Genomic DNA, 20,956 nt, shown 5'->3' on the forward strand with positions numbered 1-20,956 from the left:
ATTTGATTTGGCTGCAGTATCCATTTGTATGGTATGCATAATTTCTTGTTAATCAAGAGGGGGTTTCAGAAACGTGGGGATATTTAAAAGGATGAAAGAGGACATGGATGTGGTGTTTGAACAGGATCCAGCTGCGAGAACGTATTTTGAAGTGTTTTTAACCTATTCTGGTGTGCACGCTGTTTGGAACCACCGAATAGCCCATGCTTTTTATAAAAAGAAATTATTCTTTATTGCTAGGGTAATATCGCAGGTTAGTCGCTTTTTTACTGGAATTGAAATCCACCCTGGTGCAGTAATTGGCAGACGTTTATTCATCGACCATGGCATGGGGGTTGTCATTGGTGAAACATGTGAAATAGGTGATAACGTCACGATTTTCCAAGGAGTGACGTTAGGTGGAACGGGGAAAGAAAGAGGAAAACGTCATCCAACGGTTAAGGACAATGCACTTATTTCAACTGGTGCAAAGGTACTTGGTGCAATTACAATTGGTGAAAGCTCTAAAGTTGGTGGTGGCGCTGTCGTTATTAAAGATGTCCCAGACCACTCTACAGTTGTAGGTATACCGGGGAGAGTCGTCGTACAAAATGGAGAAAGAGTAAGGACAGATTTAGATCACCATATGATACCAGATCCTGTAGCAGACCGCTGTAAAGAATTGCAACAGGAGATTGAACGGTTAAAAATTGAAATCGATAGGCTAAAGGAAGGGAATGCTGATTATGTCAATAAAAGTTTATAATACGTTAACCCGTAATAAAGAAGAATTCAAATCACTAGTTGATGGAAAGGTCAGCATGTATGTATGTGGACCAACAGTTTATAACTATATCCATATCGGTAATGCCCGTCCTGCAATCGTATTTGATACAGTAAGAAGGTATTTTGAATACAAGGGATATGCTGTCGACTACGTACTCAATTTCACTGATGTCGATGATAAGATTATTAGAACGGCAAATGAAGCGGGTGTAGAAGTACAGGAAATTGCAGATAAATATATTGATGCCTATTTAGAGGATGTTGCTGCATTGGGAGTGAAAAAGGCAACCGTTAACCCTCGTGTAATGGAATCAATGGATGATATCATTACGTTCATTGAAGTTCTCATAAAGAAGGATTATGCATACGAAGCAGATGGCGATGTTTATTTTAAACCACGTGCGTTTGAAGGTTATGGGAAGTTGTCCCATCAGTCCATCGATGAATTACGTTCTGGTGCAAGAATTCAAATTGGCGAAAGAAAAGATGACCCACTTGATTTTGCCTTGTGGAAAAAGGCAAAGGATGGCGAAATTTCTTGGGATTCCCCGTGGGGAAAAGGTCGACCAGGCTGGCATATCGAATGTTCAACGATGGTGAAGAAATATCTTGGCGATACCATTGATATTCATGCAGGCGGACAGGATTTAACCTTCCCCCATCATGAGAATGAAATAGCCCAGTCGGAAGCGATGACAGGGCATCAATTTGCCAATTACTGGATGCATAATGGTTATATTAATATTGATAATGAAAAAATGTCAAAATCACTCGGGAACTTTGTATTGGCACGTGAATTAATTGAAAAGCATGATCCACAAATTTTAAGATTTTTCATGCTAAGTGTACATTATCGCAATCCGATTAATTTTACAGAAGAATTACTAGAGAATGCAAAAAATGGATTTGGTCGAATTAAAACGGCATTCCAAAACCTAGAACATCGAAAAGCTTCAAGTACTGGTTTGGCAGAAAATGAAGCAGAATGGCTAACGAAGATTGATACATTAAAACAACAATTTGAAGCAGCGATGGATGATGACTTTAATACTGCAAATGCTATTTCTATATTATTTGATTTAGCAAAGGAAGCAAATGTTTATTTACAATCGAAGCAGACAACAATTCAAGTTATCGAGACATTCCAAGAAACGATTCGAGTATTCTTACAAGTTCTTGGAATTAATGTGAAAGAAGAAAAGGATTTGCTAGACGAAGATATCGAAGCTTTGATTGCCGAACGGAACGAAGCAAGAAAGAACCGCAACTTTGCTCGAGCAGATGAGATTAGAGATTTACTGAAGGACCAGCATATTATTTTGGAAGATACTGCTCAAGGAGTTCGCTGGAAAAGGGGCAAATAATGGAATTAGATGTAAAACAAATGAAAAGTTTAGCGCTTGCGTACATGGGGGATGCGATATATGAAGTCTATGTACGTGAGTATTTATTAAATAAAGGTGAGGTTAAACCTAATCAACTTCATAATCATGCCGTTCGTTTCGTATCAGGAAAAGCCCAAGCCTCTGTTATCTTACACTTTTTAGAAAAGGACATCTTGTCAGATGAAGAGAGCCGTGTCGTAGGGCGTGGGAGAAATGCGAAGTCGGGATCAATTCCAAAGAATATCAGTGTTCAAACTTATCGCTATAGCACCGCATTCGAAGCGTTAATTGGTTATCATTATTTATTGAAAAATGAAGCTCGATTAAGTGAATTATTACAACTATCGGTAGCATTTATCGAAGGAAGGAGCGAATAAGATGGAAATCGAACAGGAAATTATTATTGGTAAAAATCCGGTAATGGAGGCATTGCGATCTGGAAGATCTGTGAATAAAGTGTTAGTACTTGAGCATCTAAATGCGCAGACAATGGGCAAGCTTCATCAATTAGTCAAGGAAGCCGGAACGATTGTACAAAAGGTGCCAAAGTCCAAACTGGATCAATTATCAGATGGAAATCATCAAGGGGTGATTGCATATGTTGCTTCCTATGAATATGCGTCATTAGATGATTTATTTAGAAATGCAGAGGAAAAATCGGAGGATCCATTTTTCATTATTTTGGACGAGCTGGAGGACCCGCATAATCTGGGTTCTATTTTACGGACAGCAGATGCTACAGGGGCACATGGCGTCATTATTCCCAAACGCAGGTCGGTCGGACTGACAGCAACAGTTGCTAAGACAGCGGCGGGCGCAATCGAGCATATTCCGGTTGCGAGAGTGACGAATATCGCTAATACGATTGACGAGCTGAAGGAAAGAAATATTTGGGTTGTTGGTACAGAAGCGGAAGCGACAGAGGACTATCGAAGGCTTGACGGAACCCTGCCAATCGCTTTAGTTATAGGGAATGAGGGTAAAGGAATCAGTCGATTAGTACGTAAAAAGTGTGATTGGACGGTTAGCTTGCCGATGAAGGGCGAGGTTTCTTCCTTGAATGCATCAGTAGCTTGCAGTTTACTGCTTTATGAAGTTTACCGGAAGCGATATCCATTAGGTGAAGCATAATGGTCGTCCTCGTAGTTGATGGGTACAATATCATTGGGGCATGGAGTGAATTGCAGCGACTAAAGGATAATGATATCGGCGAGGCACGTGAACGATTAATTCAATTAATGGCAGAGTATCAAGCATATTCAGGGCATCGAGTGATTGTAGTATTCGATGCCTATTATGTAAAAGGGATAGAAAGCAAGCTGAATCAATATAAAGTCGACATCATTTATACGAAAGAGAAGGAAACTGCCGATGAATGCATTGAGAAGCTTGTAAAGAAAATAAAAAATGTGAAAACACAAGTATATGTGGCTACTTCAGACTATGCGGAGCAACGGACAATCTTTGGACAAGGTGCACTTCGTAAATCGGCAAGAGAATTATATATTGAGTTAAAAGATATTGAGCGTGAAATTAAATCCAATATAATTCAGCATCAACAAATAAAGCCACAAACAAAAATAGAATTAAATCAAGAAATCTTAGCTAAATTTGAGAAAATGAGACGTGGGGAATTGTAAGGTGACCATTATTTAATAGAATTTATCTAAAATATTTGGATTGTTCCCAATTAAGTAATGGAATTACCTGTCCTCGTATTGACGTGCTTGAAAGTCGTCCTGTATAATGAACGGTACAGTGATTGCACGGTAATTGGAGGGGGCTTCATGAACGTTAGTCAACTTGATCCAGATAAACAAGAATTGCATAATCTGCATGATAATGACATTTTATACTTGATTCAGCAAGGGAATAACCATGCACTAGACTTCTTAATACATAAATATAGAAATTTCGTGCGTGCAAAAGCAAGGACATATTTTTTAATTGGAGCTGATAAAGAGGATATTGTTCAAGAAGGAATGATTGGCCTATATAAGGCGATTCGTGATTTTGATGCAGACAAGCTATCTTCTTTTAAAGCGTTTGCAGAATTATGTATCACACGACAAATTATTACTGCAATTAAGACAGCGACAAGGCAAAAGCATATTCCGCTTAATTCATATGTATCTTTGGATAAACCAATTTATGATGAAGAATCGGAACGAACATTATTAGATATTATTGCTGGATCAAGATCAATCGATCCACAGGAACTACTTGTAAATCGGGAGAAGATGGGGGACATCGAACTGCAATTATCAGAGTTATTAAGCGAATTAGAGCGAGAAGTGCTGCATTTATATGTCGATGGGCGCACATATCAAGAGATCTCAATTGAGTTGAAAAGACATGTTAAATCAATTGATAATGCTCTGCAGCGAGTAAAGCGTAAAATGGAGCAGTTGTTGGAAGTAAATGAAGCAAAATTTCAATAGTCTATCTATCGGAAAGATTCGTTTTATATTACATTGACATAAGAAGTAGAAACATGCTACATTATATGAGGAAAAACCTCGAAGTGATGGGGTGGTATAATGAGTAACAAGATAACTTTAGCGTGCGAAATTTGTTTAAGTAGAAACTATTCGACAAATAAAAATGTATCCACACAATCTACACGTTTAGAAGTACGCAAGTTTTGCAAAACATGTGGGAAACATACATTGCATCGCGAAACGAAATAAAGTGTGATTTCATATAGAGGGCACATCTGTAATATTGGATAGTTACCTTTTTAATGAGCGAAATACTACAGCAAAATTGCTAGTTTTATGCGGGATAAATGTATATTTAGGTAGAGTTTGGGGGGTACAAGCGTGTTTACGTTTTTCAAAAATGTATCAAAGGAAATGAAAAAGGTCAGCTGGCCAAAAGGTAAAGAATTAAGGAACTATACAGTAATTGTTATATCAACAGTCGTATTCATAGCGTTATTTTTTATGGTAGTTGATACAGGAATTTCATTAGTTCTGGAATCTTTCTTTGAATAATTTATTTTAATTATGCTATAATAGTATAAAAATACGCCTTTACGAGAAAACCCGCTAAAACGGGTTTTTTAATGTTGGCAGAAAGAAAGTATATTTATATTTCTTTACTGTATAAGTGCAACTAGGGCAATCTGCCCAAAGTTTGGCGAATTGCAAAGTTTTCTAAGGGAATATTCATGATAAAAACTCTTTATAAGGGAGGGAAGGGCAAGCGAGTTGTCCTATATAAATGGAGAAAAATTGGTATGTTGTTCATACGTACTCTGGATATGAAAATAAAGTAAAAATGAATTTAGAAAAAAGAGTGGAAACAATGGGGATGGAAGATAAGATTTTCCGTGTGCTTGTTCCAGAAGATGAAGAAACAGAAATAAAAAATGGTAAAAAGAAGGTCTTGAAGAAGAAATTCTTCCCTGGTTATGTATTAACGGAAATGATTATGACCGATGATTCATGGTATGTTGTGCGCAATACACCTGGTGTTACAGGGTTTGTTGGTTCAAGTGGCCATGGTGCTAAGCCTACACCATTATTGCCTGATGAAGTAGATACACTTCTCAAGCGAATGGGAATGGAATCGCAGAAGGTTCAAATTGACTTCGAACTAAAAGAAAATGTTCGTGTTAAAGAAGGACCGTTTGCTGACTTCACAGGATCAATCGAGCATATCGATTTAGACAAGCAAAAAGTTAAGGTTCATGTAAACATGTTTGGTAGAGAAACCCCAGTTGAACTAGACTTCGCACAAATAGAAAAACTAGGATAATCGACTAGACTAATTTTGAGTACAAATGACAATGTTGACATAACATCTTCGTTATATTTAGTGTAGTTTGAGTAAAGGTCAATCATAATCATTGCTCACGGAAGATAGAAGTCTATCTCTGTAGTCAACAATTGCTAACGCGCTTAATTTTTAGCATCGATAACTTAGAAAAGCAATAAACGTTTCATTTTTTCTATGAAAAAATGAAACGTTAAATTATTTTGAGAAAAATAATCTAACGCCTTGCATTTTAATGAAATTCATGGTAAAATTCTTTTGTTATTTATGCTCGTGTTTTAGAGCGTATTTAAATATGAGTGGGAGGGATCCATCGGTACCCCTATTACCACATCACGGACTTTAAGGAGGTGTGTCTCGTGGCTAAAAAAGTAATCAAATTAGTAAAATTACAAATTCCAGCTGGTAAAGCAAACCCAGCACCGCCAGTAGGACCAGCATTAGGTCAAGCAGGTGTAAACATCATGGGATTCTGTAAGGAGTTCAATGCACGTACACAAGATCAAGCGGGCTTAATTATCCCTGTTGAAATCACGGTATTTGAAGACCGTTCATTTACATTTATTACAAAGACTCCACCAGCAGCTGTTCTATTGAAAAAAGCAGCAGGTATTGAGTCTGGTTCAGGTGAACCGAACAAGAACAAAGTTGCTACTGTAAAACGTGATAAAGTGAAGGAAATTGCAGAAACTAAAATGCCAGATTTAAACGCCGCTGATGTAGAAGCAGCGATGCGCATGGTTGAAGGTACTGCACGAAGCATGGGAATTACGATCGAAGACTAATTTACAATACGGCAATGGTTGCGGATGGGAACTGACGCAACCTTTTTCGTGAATGGGATAGACCGATGATGGTTTATTGCATGCTTTATAAGAGCCCTTGCGCTTTTATAAGTGGGAGGTATTACCGTTATAACCACAATAGAGGAGGAAATAAAATGGCTAAAAGAGGTAAAAAACATCAAGAAGCTACAAAGCTTGTTGATCGCACGAAATCATATGAAGTAAAAGAAGCTATTGCATTAGCGAAACAAACTGCTAAAGCTAACTTCGACGAAACGGTTGAAGCTGCATTCCGTTTAGGAGTAGATCCTAAGAAAGCAGATCAACAAATCCGTGGCGCTTTCGTATTGCCGCACGGTACTGGTAAAACACAACGTGTACTAGTATTTGCAAAAGGTGAGAAAGCGAAAGAAGCGGAAGCTGCTGGAGCTGATTACGTTGGTGAAGGAGAATACATCGAGAAGATCAACCAAGGTTGGTTCGAATTTGATGTTATTGTTGCTACACCTGACATGATGGCTGAAGTAGGAAAACTTGGTCGCGTTCTTGGGCCAAAAGGCTTAATGCCAAACCCGAAAACTGGAACAGTTACATTTGATGTAGAAAAAGCTGTTAACGATATTAAAGCTGGTAAAGTTGAATATCGTGTGGACAAACAATCTAACATTCATGTTCCAATCGGAAAAATTTCATTTGATGATGAGAAATTAGTTGAAAACTTTGTGGCGTTAACAGAACAACTTGTGAAGGTTAAACCACAAACTGCAAAAGGAACTTACATGAAGAATGTTTCAATTGCATCAACTATGGGACCTGGAATCAAAGTTGACGTTTCAAGCATCTAATTAAAATAACGTTGACATATCAATTGAAATTGGATATAATTATGTCCGTTGATAAAAAAATACGTTATACCGCAGACAGTGGGGACCCTAGTGGTTTAATAATCCTGCCGAGGTGTTTATAAGCAGTCGATAAAATATATCGTTTGTTATATAAAGCTCCTATGTCTACATGGGAGCTTTTTACTATATTGCTTACCTGCATAAGCTTATTATAACTCGCCAAAGTGCTTGCACTTTTGGGTCGGTGTAATGATGTAATACTAATGGGAGGTGGAAAAATGGCTAATCTTAAGATTGTAGAAAAGAAACAAGAACTTGTTGAAGAAATCACAACTAAATTCCGTGAAAGTCAAACATCAGTAGTTGTTGACTATCGTGGTTTAAGTGTTGCTGAGTTAACAACACTTCGTAAACAATTACGTGACGAAGGTATCGAATTCAAAGTATACAAGAACTCTATGAGTCGTCGTGCTGCAGAAGCTGCAGAAGTTGCGGAAATTAACGATACTTTAGTTGGGCCTACAGCTATTGCATTCAGTAATAATGATGTAGTAGCTCCAGCAAGAATCCTTAATGATTTCGCGAAAACAAACGAAAACTTAGAGATCAAAGGCGGCATAATCGAAGGTAAGGTTGCAACGTTAGAGCAAATTAAAGAACTTGCAGATCTTCCGAATTACGAAGGTATGGTTTCTATGTTGCTTAGCGTGCTTCAAGCACCTATCCGTAACTTTGCTTATGTTACAAAAGCAATTGCAGAACAAAAAGAAGAACAAGGTGCATAATATTTTATCCCTTGCGTGTTAATAAAAAATGAAAATTAAATTAGGAGGAAATATATCATGACTAAAGAAGAAATGATTGGCGCGATTAAAGAAATGTCAGTTTTAGAATTAAACGACTTAGTTAAAGCGATTGAAGAAGAATTTGGAGTAACAGCTGCTGCACCAGTTGCAGTTGCAGGTGGAGCTGCTGGTGGAGCTGCTGCAGAAGAAAAAACTGAATTTGATGTAGTACTTGCATCAGTTGGTGACGCGAAGATTAAAGTTGTTAAAGCTGTTCGTGAAATCACTGGTCTTGGACTTAAAGATGCTAAAGAATTAGTAGATAACGCACCGAAGGCAATTAAAGAAGGCGTATCTAAAGATGAAGCAGAAGAAATGAAAGCTAAACTTGAAGAAGTTGGCGCAAGCGTAGAAGTTAAATAATTACAATGCTATTAATAAATGGAGCTCGTCGTATTACGACTGAGCTCTTTTCAACTACCGAGGAACATATGTTCCTTTAAAAACTTCAATTATTACATGATAAAGTAGGTGCCCAAATGTCTGAGCATTACTTTTCTCAACAACCTCAATCTAAAAGCACACCAAAGACTTGGAAATACAAATTAAGAGAGAAAGAATATAGATTCACTAGTGATATTGGCGTCTTTTCCAAAAATGAAGTTGACTTCGGATCAAAATTATTAATCGAACAATTTATGGAGCCAGTAATCGCCGGTGATTTATTAGATTTGGGCTGCGGTTATGGACCGATTGGGCTCTCTTTGGCGGATAGTTTCCATGAAAGAACTGTTGTGATGGTAGATGTGAATGAACGTGCGTTAGCGCTAGCGAAGCAAAATGCTGCGGCTAATCATATTGAAAACATCGAAATCTTCCAAAGTGATCGTTTCTCAAATTTAAATGATCGTTCATTTGCGGCAATTATAACAAACCCACCGATTAGAGCGGGCAAACAGGTTGTTCATAGTATGCTTGAAGAATCATTTGCTGCACTAGTACAGCGTGGAGAGTTATGGGTGGTTATTCAAAAGAAGCAAGGAGCACCATCGGCGAAAATAAAGCTGGAAAGTCTATTTGGTGAGGTAGAAGTCGTTAAGAAAGATAAAGGATATTATATTTTACGAGCTATAAAAATTTGACCTAATAAAACTCATGTGCTAAGATAATAGAATGTTACTATGGGGTTATTTTGTCTAGAGGGTACTTAATAACTTGTAAAATGTATATTTCATTGGTGAACGGAAACACTGGTAGAATTAAGAGAAAACAATGCTTTTCATGTAAACCTTAGCTCTACTTTTTTCTATTATACCGTTTATAGGTTGATTCTGTAAACTATAAAATAGAAATATCCTAGCCTTTGAAGTCGAAATCCTTCTTTTGCACATAAGTATTCATATTAGAAAACTTGTAAAATAAGACTTTGCAAGTTTGTTTCGGCTTTTTTATCAATTAGCCGTAAAGTGTTTGATTTGAAAACTACACTGTGCCTCGTGTTCAGTCGTCGTTTTTTAAATAAGATAAGCCTTGTTGATTACTTTCAATAAAGGCAGGATTTAAGGGGTGAAGCAGTTGACAGGTCAACTAGTTCAGTATGGACGGCATCGCCAACGCAGGAGCTATGCGCGTATTAGTGAAGTATTAGAGTTGCCGAATCTAATCGAAATTCAAACTTCTTCTTATGAGTGGTTCTTGGAAGAAGGAATGGGAGAAATGTTTAGGGATATTTCACCTATTGAAGACTTCACGGGGAATTTGTCACTTGAATTTGTAGACTATAGCTTGGGTGAGCCGAAGTATAGTGTAGACGAATCGAAATCAAGAGACGTTACTTATAACGCTCCGCTTCGTGTGAAGGTTCGTTTAATCAATAATGAAACCGGTGAAGTGAAAGAACAAGAAGTATTTATGGGAGACTTCCCATTAATGACCGATACCGGTACGTTTGTAATAAATGGAGCGGAACGTGTAATTGTTTCTCAACTAGTACGTTCACCTAGTGTTTATTTTAACGCGAAAATCGACAAAAACGGAAAACGCGGCATTACTTCTACGGTTATACCAAACCGTGGGGCATGGTTGGAGTTTGAAACGGATGCAAAAGATGTTGCTTATGTCCGGATTGATCGTACTCGTAAATTACCAATAACAGTGCTATTACGTGCGCTTGGCTTTGGTACAGACCAAGAGATTATTGATTTACTTGGTGAAAATGAATACCTAAAAAACACGCTTGAAAAGGATAATACAGAAACGACTGAAAAAGCGTTGCTGGAAATCTATGATCGACTACGTCCTGGTGAACCACCGACAGTAGAAAATGCAAAGAGTCTATTGATTTCACGCTTCTTTGATCCAAAACGTTACGATCTAGCACACGTTGGTCGTTATAAAATGAACAAGAAATTAAATATAAAAAATCGCTTATTCAATCAAGTTTTAGCGGAAACCATTGTTGACCAGGAAACTGGTGAAGTGTTAGCGCAAAAAGGTGATCGACTAGAGCGTAAATTATTAGATAAATTGATTCCTTATTTGGAACGCGAGGAAGATAAGATTGGTGAAGGTGTATTCCAACCGCATGATGGAGTACTTGAAGAAGAAATTCATTTGCAAACCATCAAAATACTAGATCCAACAGATCCTAGCGGTGAAAGAGAATTAAACATTATCGGTAATGGAGGAGTGGATGCTTCAATTAAGCATATTACTCCAGCTGATATCTTATCATCGATCAGTTATTTCTTTAACTTACTCTACCAAGTAGGGGACACAGATGATATTGACCATTTAGGTAATCGTCGTCTTCGTTCAGTAGGTGAATTACTACAGAACCAATTCCGTATTGGATTATCTCGTATGGAACGTGTTGTGCGTGAAAGAATGTCGATTCAGGATACATCAAGTGTTACACCACAACAATTGATTAATATCCGTCCGATTATTGCATCCATCAAAGAATTCTTTGGGAGCTCACAGCTTTCACAGTTCATGGATCAAATCAACCCATTAGCAGAGCTTACGCATAAACGTCGATTATCTGCATTAGGACCTGGTGGTTTGACTCGTGAACGTGCTGGATTTGAAGTGCGAGATGTTCACTATACTCATTATGGCCGTATGTGTCCGATTGAAACGCCAGAGGGACCGAATATCGGGTTGATCAACTCGTTATCAAGTTATGCGAGAGTAAATGCGTTTGGTTTTATCGAATCCCCTTATCGTCGTGTTGATCCGGATTCAGGAAAAGTAACGATGCAAATCGATTACTTAACCGCAGATGAACAAGATAACTATATTGTGGCACAAGCGAACGCGATTCTTGATGAAGAAGGTAAATTCGTTGATGAAGAAGTAATCGCTCGTTTCCGTGAAGATAATATTATTGTAAATCGTTCAAAAATTGATTACATGGATGTATCACCTAAACAAGTGGTGTCTGCTGCTACAGCATGTATTCCTTTCTTGGAAAATGATGACTCAAACCGTGCGTTAATGGGTGCCAACATGCAACGACAAGCAGTTCCGTTATTGAAACCAGAGGCGCCAATCGTTGGTACTGGTATGGAATATGTAAACGGAAAAGACTCCGGTGCAGCTGTGATTTGTAGAGCAGAGGGTATCGTTGAACGTGTCGAAGCAAAAGAGATTCTTGTACGTCGCGTTTCAAATGTAGACGGAAAAGAAGTTCAAGGTGATCTTGATCGTTATCCTTTGCAAAAGTTCATTCGTTCGAATGCTGGGTCATGTATTAATCAGCGTCCGATTGTAACAGAAGGAGATCGTGTTACAAAAGGAGAGGTTCTTGCAGATGGTCCTTCAATGGAAGACGGAGAGCTTGCATTAGGTCGTAACGTCCTAGTTGGTTTCATGACTTGGGAAGGTTACAACTATGAAGATGCGATTATTATGAGTGAAAGACTTGTTAAGGACGATGTCTATACATCTATCCATATAGAAGAGTATGAATCTGAGTCTCGTGATACGAAGCTTGGACCAGAAGAAATTACGAGAGATATTCCTAACGTTGGTGAAGAAGCGCTAAAAGACCTGGATGAGCATGGTATCATTCGTGTCGGAGCAGAAGTAACCGATGGAGATATTTTAGTTGGTAAAGTAACACCTAAGGGAGTTACTGAGTTATCGGCTGAAGAAAGATTACTACATGCTATCTTTGGTGAGAAGGCTCGTGAGGTTCGCGATACTTCATTACGTGTACCACATGGTGCTGGAGGAATTGTCTTGGATGTTAAGATCTTCAATCGTGAAGATGGCGACGAGTTACCACCGGGTGTTAACCAACTTGTCCGTGCATATATCGTTCAAAAACGTAAAATTCACGAAGGAGATAAGATGGCTGGACGTCACGGTAATAAGGGTGTTATTTCGAAAATATTACCAGAAGAAGATATGCCGTTCATGCCAGATGGAACGCCAATTGATATTATGCTTAACCCACTGGGGGTACCTTCACGAATGAATATCGGACAGGTGTTCGAACTTCATTTAGGGATGGCAGCAAGATACCTTGGAATCCATGTTGCATCGCCAGTATTTGATGGAGCAACAGAAGAAGATGTATACGAAACATTGGAAGAAGCTGGAATGTCGAGAGATGCGAAAACAATTCTTTATGATGGAAGAACGGGTGAAACCTTTGATAACCGTGTGTCTGTAGGAGTTATGTATATGATTAAGCTTGCGCACATGGTAGATGATAAGCTACATGCACGTTCAACTGGACCATATTCACTTGTTACGCAACAACCACTTGGTGGTAAAGCACAGTTCGGTGGACAACGTTTCGGAGAAATGGAAGTATGGGCACTTGAAGCATATGGTGCTGCATACACACTTCAAGAAATCTTAACAGTGAAATCAGATGATATTGTTGGTCGTGTGAAGGCTTACGAGTCTATTGTGAAAGGCGATAACATCCCTGAACCAGGTGTACCAGAATCGTTTAAGGTACTAATCAAAGAACTGCAAAGTCTTGGGTTAGATGTTAAGATGCTCAATAGCAATGAACAAGAAGTTGATTTACGTGAAATTGATGAAGAAGATGTTCAAACAGCAAGCAAACTTAATTTAGAAGTCGAGTAAATGCGATAAGCAATAGAGAATTACCTATGCTGAGTAGGTAATTCTCCAGTTTATCCCGATAGTCGAAACGTAAAAATCGCACATTAAAAGGGAGGAAGGCTCCTTGCTAGATGTAAATACATTTGAGTATATGAAAATAGGTTTGGCTTCACCAGAGAAGATTCGCTCCTGGTCATACGGCGAGGTAAAAAAACCAGAAACAATTAATTATCGTACGTTAAAGCCTGAGAAAGATGGCTTGTTCTGTGAACGTATATTTGGGCCAACAAAAGACTGGGAATGCCATTGTGGAAAATACAAACGTGTACGGTACAAAGGTGTAGTTTGTGACCGCTGTGGTGTAGAAGTAACTAAATCGAAAGTACGCCGTGAACGTATGGGGCATATCGAATTAGCTGCACCTGTGTCACATATTTGGTATTTTAAAGGGATTCCAAGCCGAATGGGTCTTATTTTAGACATGTCTCCAAGAGCATTGGAAGAAGTTATCTACTTCGCTGCATATATTGTGACTGATTCAGGAAACACACCTTTAGAGAAGAAACAATTATTATCAGAGAAGGAATATCGTGCATATTACGATAAGTATGGCAATACCTTTAAAGCGCAAATGGGAGCAGAGGCAATTCGCAAACTTCTTCAAGATATTGATCTTGAAAAAGAAGTTGACGCATTAAGAGAAGAGCTAAAGACTGCAAGTGGTCAAAGAAGAACAAGAGCAATTAAACGATTAGAAGTATTGGAAGCATTCCGCCATTCTGGTAATGATACGAGCTGGATGGTTCTTGATGTTATTCCAGTTATCCCGCCAGAAATTAGACCAATGGTACAACTTGATGGTGGACGTTTTGCTACTTCTGATTTAAACGATTTATATCGTAGAGTAATTAACAGAAATAACCGTCTGAAACGACTATTGGATCTTGGTGCACCTAGCATCATCGTGCAAAATGAAAAACGTATGCTTCAAGAGGCAGTCGATGCCTTAATTGATAATGGTCGAAGAGGCCGTCCGGTAACAGGACCAGGTAATAGACCTTTGAAATCTTTATCACATATGTTAAAAGGGAAGCAAGGTCGATTCCGTCAAAACTTACTAGGAAAACGTGTTGACTACTCTGGACGTTCAGTAATTATCGTTGGTCCTAACTTAAAAATGTACCAATGTGGACTACCAAGAGAAATGGCGTTAGAGTTATTTAAACCATTTATTATGAAAGAGCTTGTCGAAAGAGGGCTTGCTCATAACATTAAGTCAGCAAAACGTAAAATCGAACGTGTACATCCAGATGTTTGGGATGTGTTAGAGGATGTTATTAAAGAACATCCGGTACTCTTAAACCGAGCACCTACACTGCATAGATTAGGGATTCAAGCATTTGAACCTACATTAGTAGAAGGACGCGCAATTCGTTTGCATCCATTAGTTTGTACTGCATATAACGCAGACTTTGATGGTGACCAAATGGCTGTTCACGTTCCGCTAAGTGCAGAAGCTCAGGCAGAAGCGCGCATCTTAATGCTTGCCGCACAAAACATCTTGAATCCTAAAGATGGTAAACCAGTTGTTACACCTTCACAGGATATGGTATTAGGAAACTACTACTTAACATTAGAACGTGCTGGTGCTGTTGGAGAAGGCAGTGTATTTAAAGATATTAATGAAGCAATGTTAGCTTATCATAATGGCTATGTTCATTTACACACAAGGGTAGCTGTCTTAGCATCCAGCGTAAACAACAAGACCTTTACTGAGAAGCAGCAAAAAATGATGCTTCTAACGACAATAGGTAAATTAATCTTTAACGAAATATTACCTGAGTCATTCCCATATATAAACGAACCAACAAAAGTAAACTTGCAAGAGGAAACTCCTGCAGAGTATTTTGTCGAAGTTGGAACAGATCTCAAGAAGGAAATCAAGAGTCGCGACGAAGTCAAACCATTTAAGAAAGGTTTCTTAGGTGATATTATCGCTGAAGTGTTTAAGCAATATAAAATCACAGAAACATCGAAAATGCTTGACCGTATGAAGGACTTAGGATTTAGTTATTCTACAAAGGCTGGTATGACAGTTGGTATTTCAGATATCGTTGTATTACCTGACAAACAAGAAATCCTTGATGAAGCACAAATAAAAGTAGATAATGTCCTAAAACAATTCCGTCGTGGTTTGATAACAGAGGAAGAACGTTATGACCGAGTAATTTCGATTTGGTCACAAGCGAAAGACGTTATACAAGGTAAATTAATGGATTCATTGAGTAACCGAAACCCAATCTTCATGATGAGTGATTCCGGTGCCCGTGGTAATGCATCTAACTTCACGCAGCTTGCGGGTATGCGTGGATTAATGGCTGACCCATCTGGTAAAATCATTGAAATCCCAATCAAATCAAGTTTCCGTGAAGGATTAACAGTTCTAGAGTACTTTATTTCTACACACGGTGCTCGTAAAGGTCTTGCGGATACGGCGCTTAAGACTGCTGACTCTGGTTACTTGACAAGAAGACTTGTAGATGTTGCACAAGATGTAATCATTCGTGAGGAAGATTGTGGTACAGATAGAGGCTTAACAGTTTCTGCTCTAGTAGATGGAACAGAAGTGATTGAGCCATTAATTGACCGACTAATCGGCCGTAATGCATTCACAGCTGTGAAGCATCCAGAAACAGGCGAAGTGCTTGTGGATCGAAATGAATTAATTCTAGAAGATCAAGCGAAAGCTATTATTAATGCAGGAATTGAAGAGGTAACGATTCGTTCTGCATTTACATGTAATACGAAACATGGCGTCTGCCAAAAATGTTATGGTCGAAACCTTGCAACTGGTGCTGATGTTGAAGTTGGAGAAGCAGTTGGTATTATTGCTGCACAATCTATCGGTGAACCAGGTACACAGTTAACAATGCGTACCTTCCATACAGGTGGGGTTGCCGGGGATGATATAACCCAAGGTTTACCGCGTATTCAAGAGCTATTTGAAGCACGTATTCCGAAAGGTCAGGCAGTCATTACAGAAATCAGTGGTAAAGTCTTAGAAATGAAAGAAGTCAAGGATAAACAAGAAATTGTTATCCAAGGTGAAGTTGAGCAACGTTCTTATCCGGTTCCTTACAACGCACGGATGAAAGTAGCTATTGGAGACGAAGTGTTCGCTGGACAGGAATTAACGGAAGGTTCAATCGATCCGAAAGACTTGCTGCGAATTCAAGGTGTTGAAGGTGTTCAAGCTTACCTACTACGCGAAGTACAACGCGTATATCGTATGCAAGGGGTAGAAATTGGCGATAAACACGTAGAAGTAATGGTTCGTCAAATGCTACGTAAAATCCGTGTTAGTGAATCTGGAGATACAAACTTACTTCCTGGGTCATTACTTGAATTACATCAATTTAGAGATGCAAACCATACTGTCTTAATTAGTGGTGAGCAACCAGCGACAGGTAAACCTGTATTACTTGGGATTACGAAAGCTTCCCTTGAAACAGATTCATTCCTTTCAGCGGCATCATTCCAAGAAACGACTCGTGTCTTGACAGATGCAGCAATCAAAGGGAAACGCGACGAATTACTTGGATTGAAAGAAAATGTTATCATCGGAAAACTCGTTCCAGCTGGTACGGGAATGCCGCAGTATCGCAACACTAAGGGTGTACTTGATAAACCCGTAATTGAACAAACAGAGGAAATCGAAACTGTTCAATAATAACGAAAAGTATTTCTGTAGAAAGCAGGGCAGAGAATGTCCCTGTTTTCTACAAAAATATTCAATTATCATATGTCTCGATTTAATCGCTATTTGCAATGATACGAATGCAAATAATGCTAGAATGTTAAATTAATGTAATAAGTGATAAACACGACAAAATATTTCATTTTTTTATTGACATTAAAAAATGACAATGTTACTATATTCAAGGTGATTCCGTTTATACTTGGAAGCTTTGGAGGATGTATAATATGTCTTATGAAAAAGTGGCACAAGATAAAACACGAGTTGTTATTGGAGTAAAACAAACACTGAAAGCCATGAAGAATGGTGAAGTAAGTGAAGTTTTTATTGCTGATGATGCTAATCAACAATTGACACAAAAGGTAGCTAGCTTAGCTATGGAATTGAATATACCTTGTCATCATGTCGGTTCGAAACAAAAGCTCGGGGCAGCTTGTAATATTGAAGTGAATGCATCAAGCGTAGCGGTGAAGAAATAGCGTTATAAAACAATGAACTATTTTTTTGCCAAAAAATGAACCACCTGGATGTGTGGTATTACGAAAGCCATTTAACATATCTGGTTACCCATTTTTTAAAAGTAAAGAAGGGAGGACATATAAATGCCTACTATTAATCAACTTATCCGTAAAGGTCGCGTGAGCAAAGTGAAAAAGACTGACTCACCTGCACTTAATAAAGGATACAATAGCTTTAAAAAGAAATTAACTGATCAAAATTCTCCACAAAAACGTGGTGTATGTACTCGTGTTGGTACATTGACTCCTAAGAAACCGAACTCAGCATTACGTAAATATGCGCGTGTTCGTTTGTCAAACAACATGGAAGTAACTGCATATATCCCTGGAATTGGTCACAATCTACAAGAACATAGTGTAGTACTTCTACGTGGTGGTCGTGTTAAAGACTTACCTGGGGTACGTTACCACATCGTTCGTGGAGCACTTGATACTGCTGGAGTAGACGGCCGTATGCAAAGTCGTTCAAAATACGGAACAAAGAAACCAAAACAAAAATAATTAAACTAAAGCACCATATACAGGAAAGGAGGATGCTATATGCCTCGTAAAGGACCAGTGCCAAAACGTGATGTATTGCCAGATCCACTATATAATTCAAAATTAGTAACTCGTTTAATCAACCAAATCATGATTGATGGTAAACGTGGAAAGGCTCAAAAAATTCTTTATAAAGCATTCGAATTAGTTGCTGAAAGAAGCGGCCAATCATCTATGGAAGTTTTCGAACAAGCAATGAAAAATGTAATGCCAGTATTAGAAGTACGCGCTCGTCGTGTTGGGGGTTCAAACTATCAAGTACCAGTTGAAGTTCGCCCTGAACGTCGTCAAGCATTAGGCTTACGCTACATCGTTAACTACTCACGTCTACGTGGGGAGAAGACAATGGAAGAACGTCTTGCTAATGAAATTCTAGATGCTTCTAACAACACAGGAGCTTCTGTGAAAAAACGCGAAGAAATGCACAAAATGGCTGAAGCTAATAAAGCTTTCGCTCACTACCGTTGGTAAGTTAAAAAAACTAGAGCATTAAGAGGAAGGAGAAAGATACATGACAAGAGAGTTCTCCTTGGAAAAGACGCGTAATATTGGTATTATGGCGCACATTGATGCAGGTAAAACCACTACTACTGAGCGTATTCTTTTCTACACAGGACGTATTCATAAGATTGGTGAAACACATGAAGGTGCATCACAGATGGACTGGATGGAGCAAGAACAAGAACGTGGAATTACGATCACTTCTGCTGCGACAACTGCTGCATGGAAAGGTCATCGAATCAACATCATTGACACTCCTGGACACGTAGACTTCACTGTTGAAGTTGAACGTTCATTACGTGTACTTGATGGAGCGGTGACTGTACTTGATGCACAATCAGGTGTAGAACCACAAACAGAAACTGTTTGGCGTCAAGCAACAACATACGGCGTACCTCGTATGGTATTTGTTAATAAAATGGATAAAACAGGTGCAGATTTCCTTTATGCAACAAACACATTAAAGGAACGACTTGGTGCAAATGCACATCCAGTTCAAATGCCAATTGGTGCAGAAGATCAATTCGAAGGAATTATCGATTTAATTAAAATGGAAGCTCATTTCTATACAGATGATCTTGGTACAGTTGATGAATCAAGAGAAATTCCAGAAGGATTAAAAGAGCAAGCCGAAGAACTTCGTGCTAGCTTAATCGAAGCTGTAGCTGATTCTGATGAAGAATTAATGATGAAGTTCTTAGAAGGAGAAGAAATCTCTAACGACGAACTAAATGCTGCAATTCGTAAAGCGACTTTAAGTGTTGAATTCTACCCTGTATTCTGTGGATCAGCATTTAAAAACAAAGGTGTTCAATTAATGCTTGATGGTGTACTTGCTTACCTTCCGGCGCCAACGGATGTTGCTGCTATCGAAGGTACTGTTCCTGGTACAGAAGAGAAAGTTACTCGTCCAGCTGACGATAAAGCTCCATTCTCTGCACTAGCATTTAAAGTTATGACAGACCCGTTTGTTGGTAAACTAACATTCTTCCGTGTATATTCTGGAACATTACATTCTGGATCATATGTACGAAACTCTGTTAAGGATAAACGTGAACGTGTTGGACGTATTCTACAAATGCATGCGAATCACCGTGAAGAAATTTCTGAAGTATATTCTGGTGAGATTGCAGCAGCAGTTGGTTTGAAAGATACAACAACTGGAGACACACTTTGTGATGAGAAGGATCTTGTAATCTTAGAATCAATGGAATTCCCAGCGCCAGTTATCTCGGTTGCAATTGAACCAAAAACAAAAGCTGACCAAGATAAGATGGGTATTGCATTATCCAAACTTGCTGAAGAAGATCCAACTTTCAAAACTGAAACTAACGTAGAAACTGGTCAAACAATTATTTCTGGTATGGGTGAACTTCACCTAGACATCATTGTTGACCGTATGAAACGTGAATTTAAAGTAGAAGCAAATGTTGGTGCGCCTCAAGTAGCATACCGTGAAACATTCCGTGCATCAGCTGAAGTCGAAGGTAAATTCGTACGTCAGTCTGGTGGTCGTGGGCAATTCGGACACGTTTGGATCAAATTTGAACCAAACGAAGAAGGAGCAGGCTTCGAATTTAACAATAACATCGTTGGTGGGGTTGTACCACGTGAGTACATTCCTGCAGTTGAGCAAGGAGTTAAAGACTCACTGGCAAACGGTGTGTTAGCTGGCTATCCATTAGTTGATATTAAAGCTTCATTATTCGATGGTAGTTATCATGATGTTGACTCGAACGAAATGGCGTTTAAAGTCGCTGCATCAATGGCATTGAAAGCTGCTAAGAACAAGTGTAACCCAGTTATCTTGGAACCAATGATGCGTGTAGAAATCGTTATTCCAGAAGAATACATGGGTGATATCATGGGTGACGTTACTTCTCGTCGTGGACGTATTGAAGGAATGGAAGCTCGTGGTAACGCACAAGTTGTTAAAGGCTTCGTACCACTTTCCGAAATGTTTGGTTATGCAACTGCATTACGTTCAAACACTCAAGGTCGTGGAGTATACACAATGACATTTGATCATTATGAAGAAGTACCGAAGAGCATTTCTGAAGAAATTATTAAGAAAAATGCAGGCGAATAATTGATTTTTTGTTAAAACTAAAGTATAACTCTTATTAAAGACTAAGGAATAATGTACAATCATTATTTCTTAGTCCAATATAAAATAATATAAACACTTTTACTTACTTAAAGGAGGAACT

The 20,956-nt window shown here is 38.6% G+C and carries 20 protein-coding genes and 1 other annotated feature; all 20 genes read left to right on the forward strand.

The genetic code is table 11. The annotated features are described in order from the left end of the window. The first annotated feature begins 79 nt into the window (after positions 1-79). The 20 genes from cysE (at position 80) to fusA (ending at position 20,835) form a co-directional block, all read left to right on the forward strand. A complete protein-coding gene (cysE, locus tag CWR45_RS09495) occupies positions 80-745 on the forward strand; it encodes a serine O-acetyltransferase (RefSeq protein ID WP_115749728.1) in 666 nt (221 codons plus the stop codon). After that, positions 726-2,129 carry a cysteine--tRNA ligase gene (cysS, locus tag CWR45_RS09500; RefSeq protein WP_115749638.1) on the forward strand — a complete coding sequence of 468 codons (1,404 nt, stop codon included), beginning with the start codon at positions 726-728 and terminating at the stop codon, positions 2,127-2,129. The genes cysE and cysS overlap by 20 nt, the downstream gene beginning before the upstream one ends. Further along, positions 2,129-2,527, forward strand: coding sequence for a Mini-ribonuclease 3 (locus CWR45_RS09505; protein ID WP_115749639.1), 399 nt, complete (start codon positions 2,129-2,131; stop codon positions 2,525-2,527). The genes cysS and CWR45_RS09505 overlap by 1 nt, the downstream gene beginning before the upstream one ends. 7 nt (positions 2,528-2,534) lie before the next feature. Continuing rightward, positions 2,535-3,281 carry a 23S rRNA (guanosine(2251)-2'-O)-methyltransferase RlmB gene (gene rlmB, locus CWR45_RS09510; RefSeq protein ID WP_115749729.1) on the forward strand — a complete coding sequence of 249 codons (747 nt, stop codon included), beginning with the start codon at positions 2,535-2,537 and terminating at the stop codon, positions 3,279-3,281. Further along, entirely contained in the window at positions 3,281-3,790 is a 510-nt protein-coding gene (locus tag CWR45_RS09515; protein ID WP_115749640.1) for an NYN domain-containing protein, read from the forward strand. Before rlmB ends, CWR45_RS09515 begins: the two co-directional genes overlap by 1 nt. Positions 3,791-3,868: 78 nt before the next feature. Beyond that, positions 3,869-4,591: an RNA polymerase sporulation sigma factor SigH gene (gene sigH / locus CWR45_RS09520; RefSeq protein WP_425453613.1), complete on the forward strand. Its 723-nt coding sequence runs from the start codon at positions 3,869-3,871 to the stop codon at positions 4,589-4,591. Positions 4,592-4,690: 99 nt separating this feature from the next. Continuing rightward, positions 4,691-4,840 (forward strand): 50S ribosomal protein L33, encoded by a 150-nt coding sequence (rpmG, locus tag CWR45_RS09525; RefSeq protein ID WP_115749642.1) that lies wholly within the window; start codon positions 4,691-4,693, stop codon positions 4,838-4,840. A 132-nt stretch (positions 4,841-4,972) separates the two neighbouring features. After that, positions 4,973-5,146 (forward strand): preprotein translocase subunit SecE, encoded by a 174-nt coding sequence (gene secE, locus CWR45_RS09530; protein WP_115749643.1) that lies wholly within the window; start codon positions 4,973-4,975, stop codon positions 5,144-5,146. Between the two features lie 229 nt (positions 5,147-5,375). Then, the gene (gene nusG, locus CWR45_RS09535) at positions 5,376-5,912 is read left to right on the forward strand and encodes a transcription termination/antitermination protein NusG (RefSeq protein WP_115749644.1); all 537 of its coding nucleotides are present in this window, start codon (positions 5,376-5,378) and stop codon (positions 5,910-5,912) included. Between the two features lie 377 nt (positions 5,913-6,289). Next, complete coding sequence (gene rplK / locus CWR45_RS09540; protein ID WP_147294831.1) at positions 6,290-6,715, forward strand: 50S ribosomal protein L11; 426 nt, start codon at positions 6,290-6,292, stop codon at positions 6,713-6,715. A gap of 155 nt (positions 6,716-6,870) precedes the next feature. Further along, positions 6,871-7,560, forward strand: coding sequence for a 50S ribosomal protein L1 (rplA, locus tag CWR45_RS09545; RefSeq protein ID WP_115749646.1), 690 nt, complete (start codon positions 6,871-6,873; stop codon positions 7,558-7,560). Between the two features lie 51 nt (positions 7,561-7,611). Then, positions 7,612-7,752: a sequence feature (ribosomal protein L10 leader region), on the forward strand. An 86-nt stretch (positions 7,753-7,838) separates the two neighbouring features. Next, positions 7,839-8,345, forward strand: coding sequence for a 50S ribosomal protein L10 (rplJ, locus tag CWR45_RS09550; RefSeq protein WP_115749647.1), 507 nt, complete (start codon positions 7,839-7,841; stop codon positions 8,343-8,345). A 57-nt stretch (positions 8,346-8,402) separates the two neighbouring features. Beyond that, on the forward strand, positions 8,403-8,768 hold the full coding sequence (rplL, locus tag CWR45_RS09555; RefSeq protein ID WP_115749648.1) for a 50S ribosomal protein L7/L12: 366 nt from the start codon (positions 8,403-8,405) through the stop codon (positions 8,766-8,768). A 116-nt stretch (positions 8,769-8,884) separates the two neighbouring features. Then, a complete protein-coding gene (locus tag CWR45_RS09560) occupies positions 8,885-9,487 on the forward strand; it encodes a class I SAM-dependent methyltransferase (RefSeq protein WP_115749649.1) in 603 nt (200 codons plus the stop codon). A gap of 433 nt (positions 9,488-9,920) precedes the next feature. Continuing rightward, positions 9,921-13,451, forward strand: a complete 3,531-nt coding sequence (rpoB, locus tag CWR45_RS09565) for a DNA-directed RNA polymerase subunit beta (RefSeq protein WP_115749650.1) — start codon at positions 9,921-9,923, stop codon at positions 13,449-13,451. A 103-nt stretch (positions 13,452-13,554) separates the two neighbouring features. Next, positions 13,555-17,160, forward strand: coding sequence for a DNA-directed RNA polymerase subunit beta' (gene rpoC / locus CWR45_RS09570; protein WP_115749651.1), 3,606 nt, complete (start codon positions 13,555-13,557; stop codon positions 17,158-17,160). 245 nt (positions 17,161-17,405) lie between these two features. Then, positions 17,406-17,666: a ribosomal L7Ae/L30e/S12e/Gadd45 family protein gene (locus CWR45_RS09575; RefSeq protein WP_425453614.1), complete on the forward strand. Its 261-nt coding sequence runs from the start codon at positions 17,406-17,408 to the stop codon at positions 17,664-17,666. 123 nt (positions 17,667-17,789) lie between these two features. After that, positions 17,790-18,206 carry a 30S ribosomal protein S12 gene (rpsL, locus tag CWR45_RS09580; RefSeq protein WP_115749653.1) on the forward strand — a complete coding sequence of 139 codons (417 nt, stop codon included), beginning with the start codon at positions 17,790-17,792 and terminating at the stop codon, positions 18,204-18,206. A 39-nt stretch (positions 18,207-18,245) separates the two neighbouring features. After that, positions 18,246-18,716, forward strand: a complete 471-nt coding sequence (gene rpsG / locus CWR45_RS09585; protein WP_115749654.1) for a 30S ribosomal protein S7 — start codon at positions 18,246-18,248, stop codon at positions 18,714-18,716. 40 nt (positions 18,717-18,756) lie between these two features. Continuing rightward, positions 18,757-20,835, forward strand: coding sequence for an elongation factor G (gene fusA / locus CWR45_RS09590; protein ID WP_115749655.1), 2,079 nt, complete (start codon positions 18,757-18,759; stop codon positions 20,833-20,835). Positions 20,836-20,956: the final 121 nt, after the last annotated feature.

Source organism: Oceanobacillus chungangensis (genome assembly GCF_003369565.1).
Taxonomy (GTDB): Bacteria; Bacillota; Bacilli; order Bacillales; family Amphibacillaceae; genus Oceanobacillus; species Oceanobacillus chungangensis.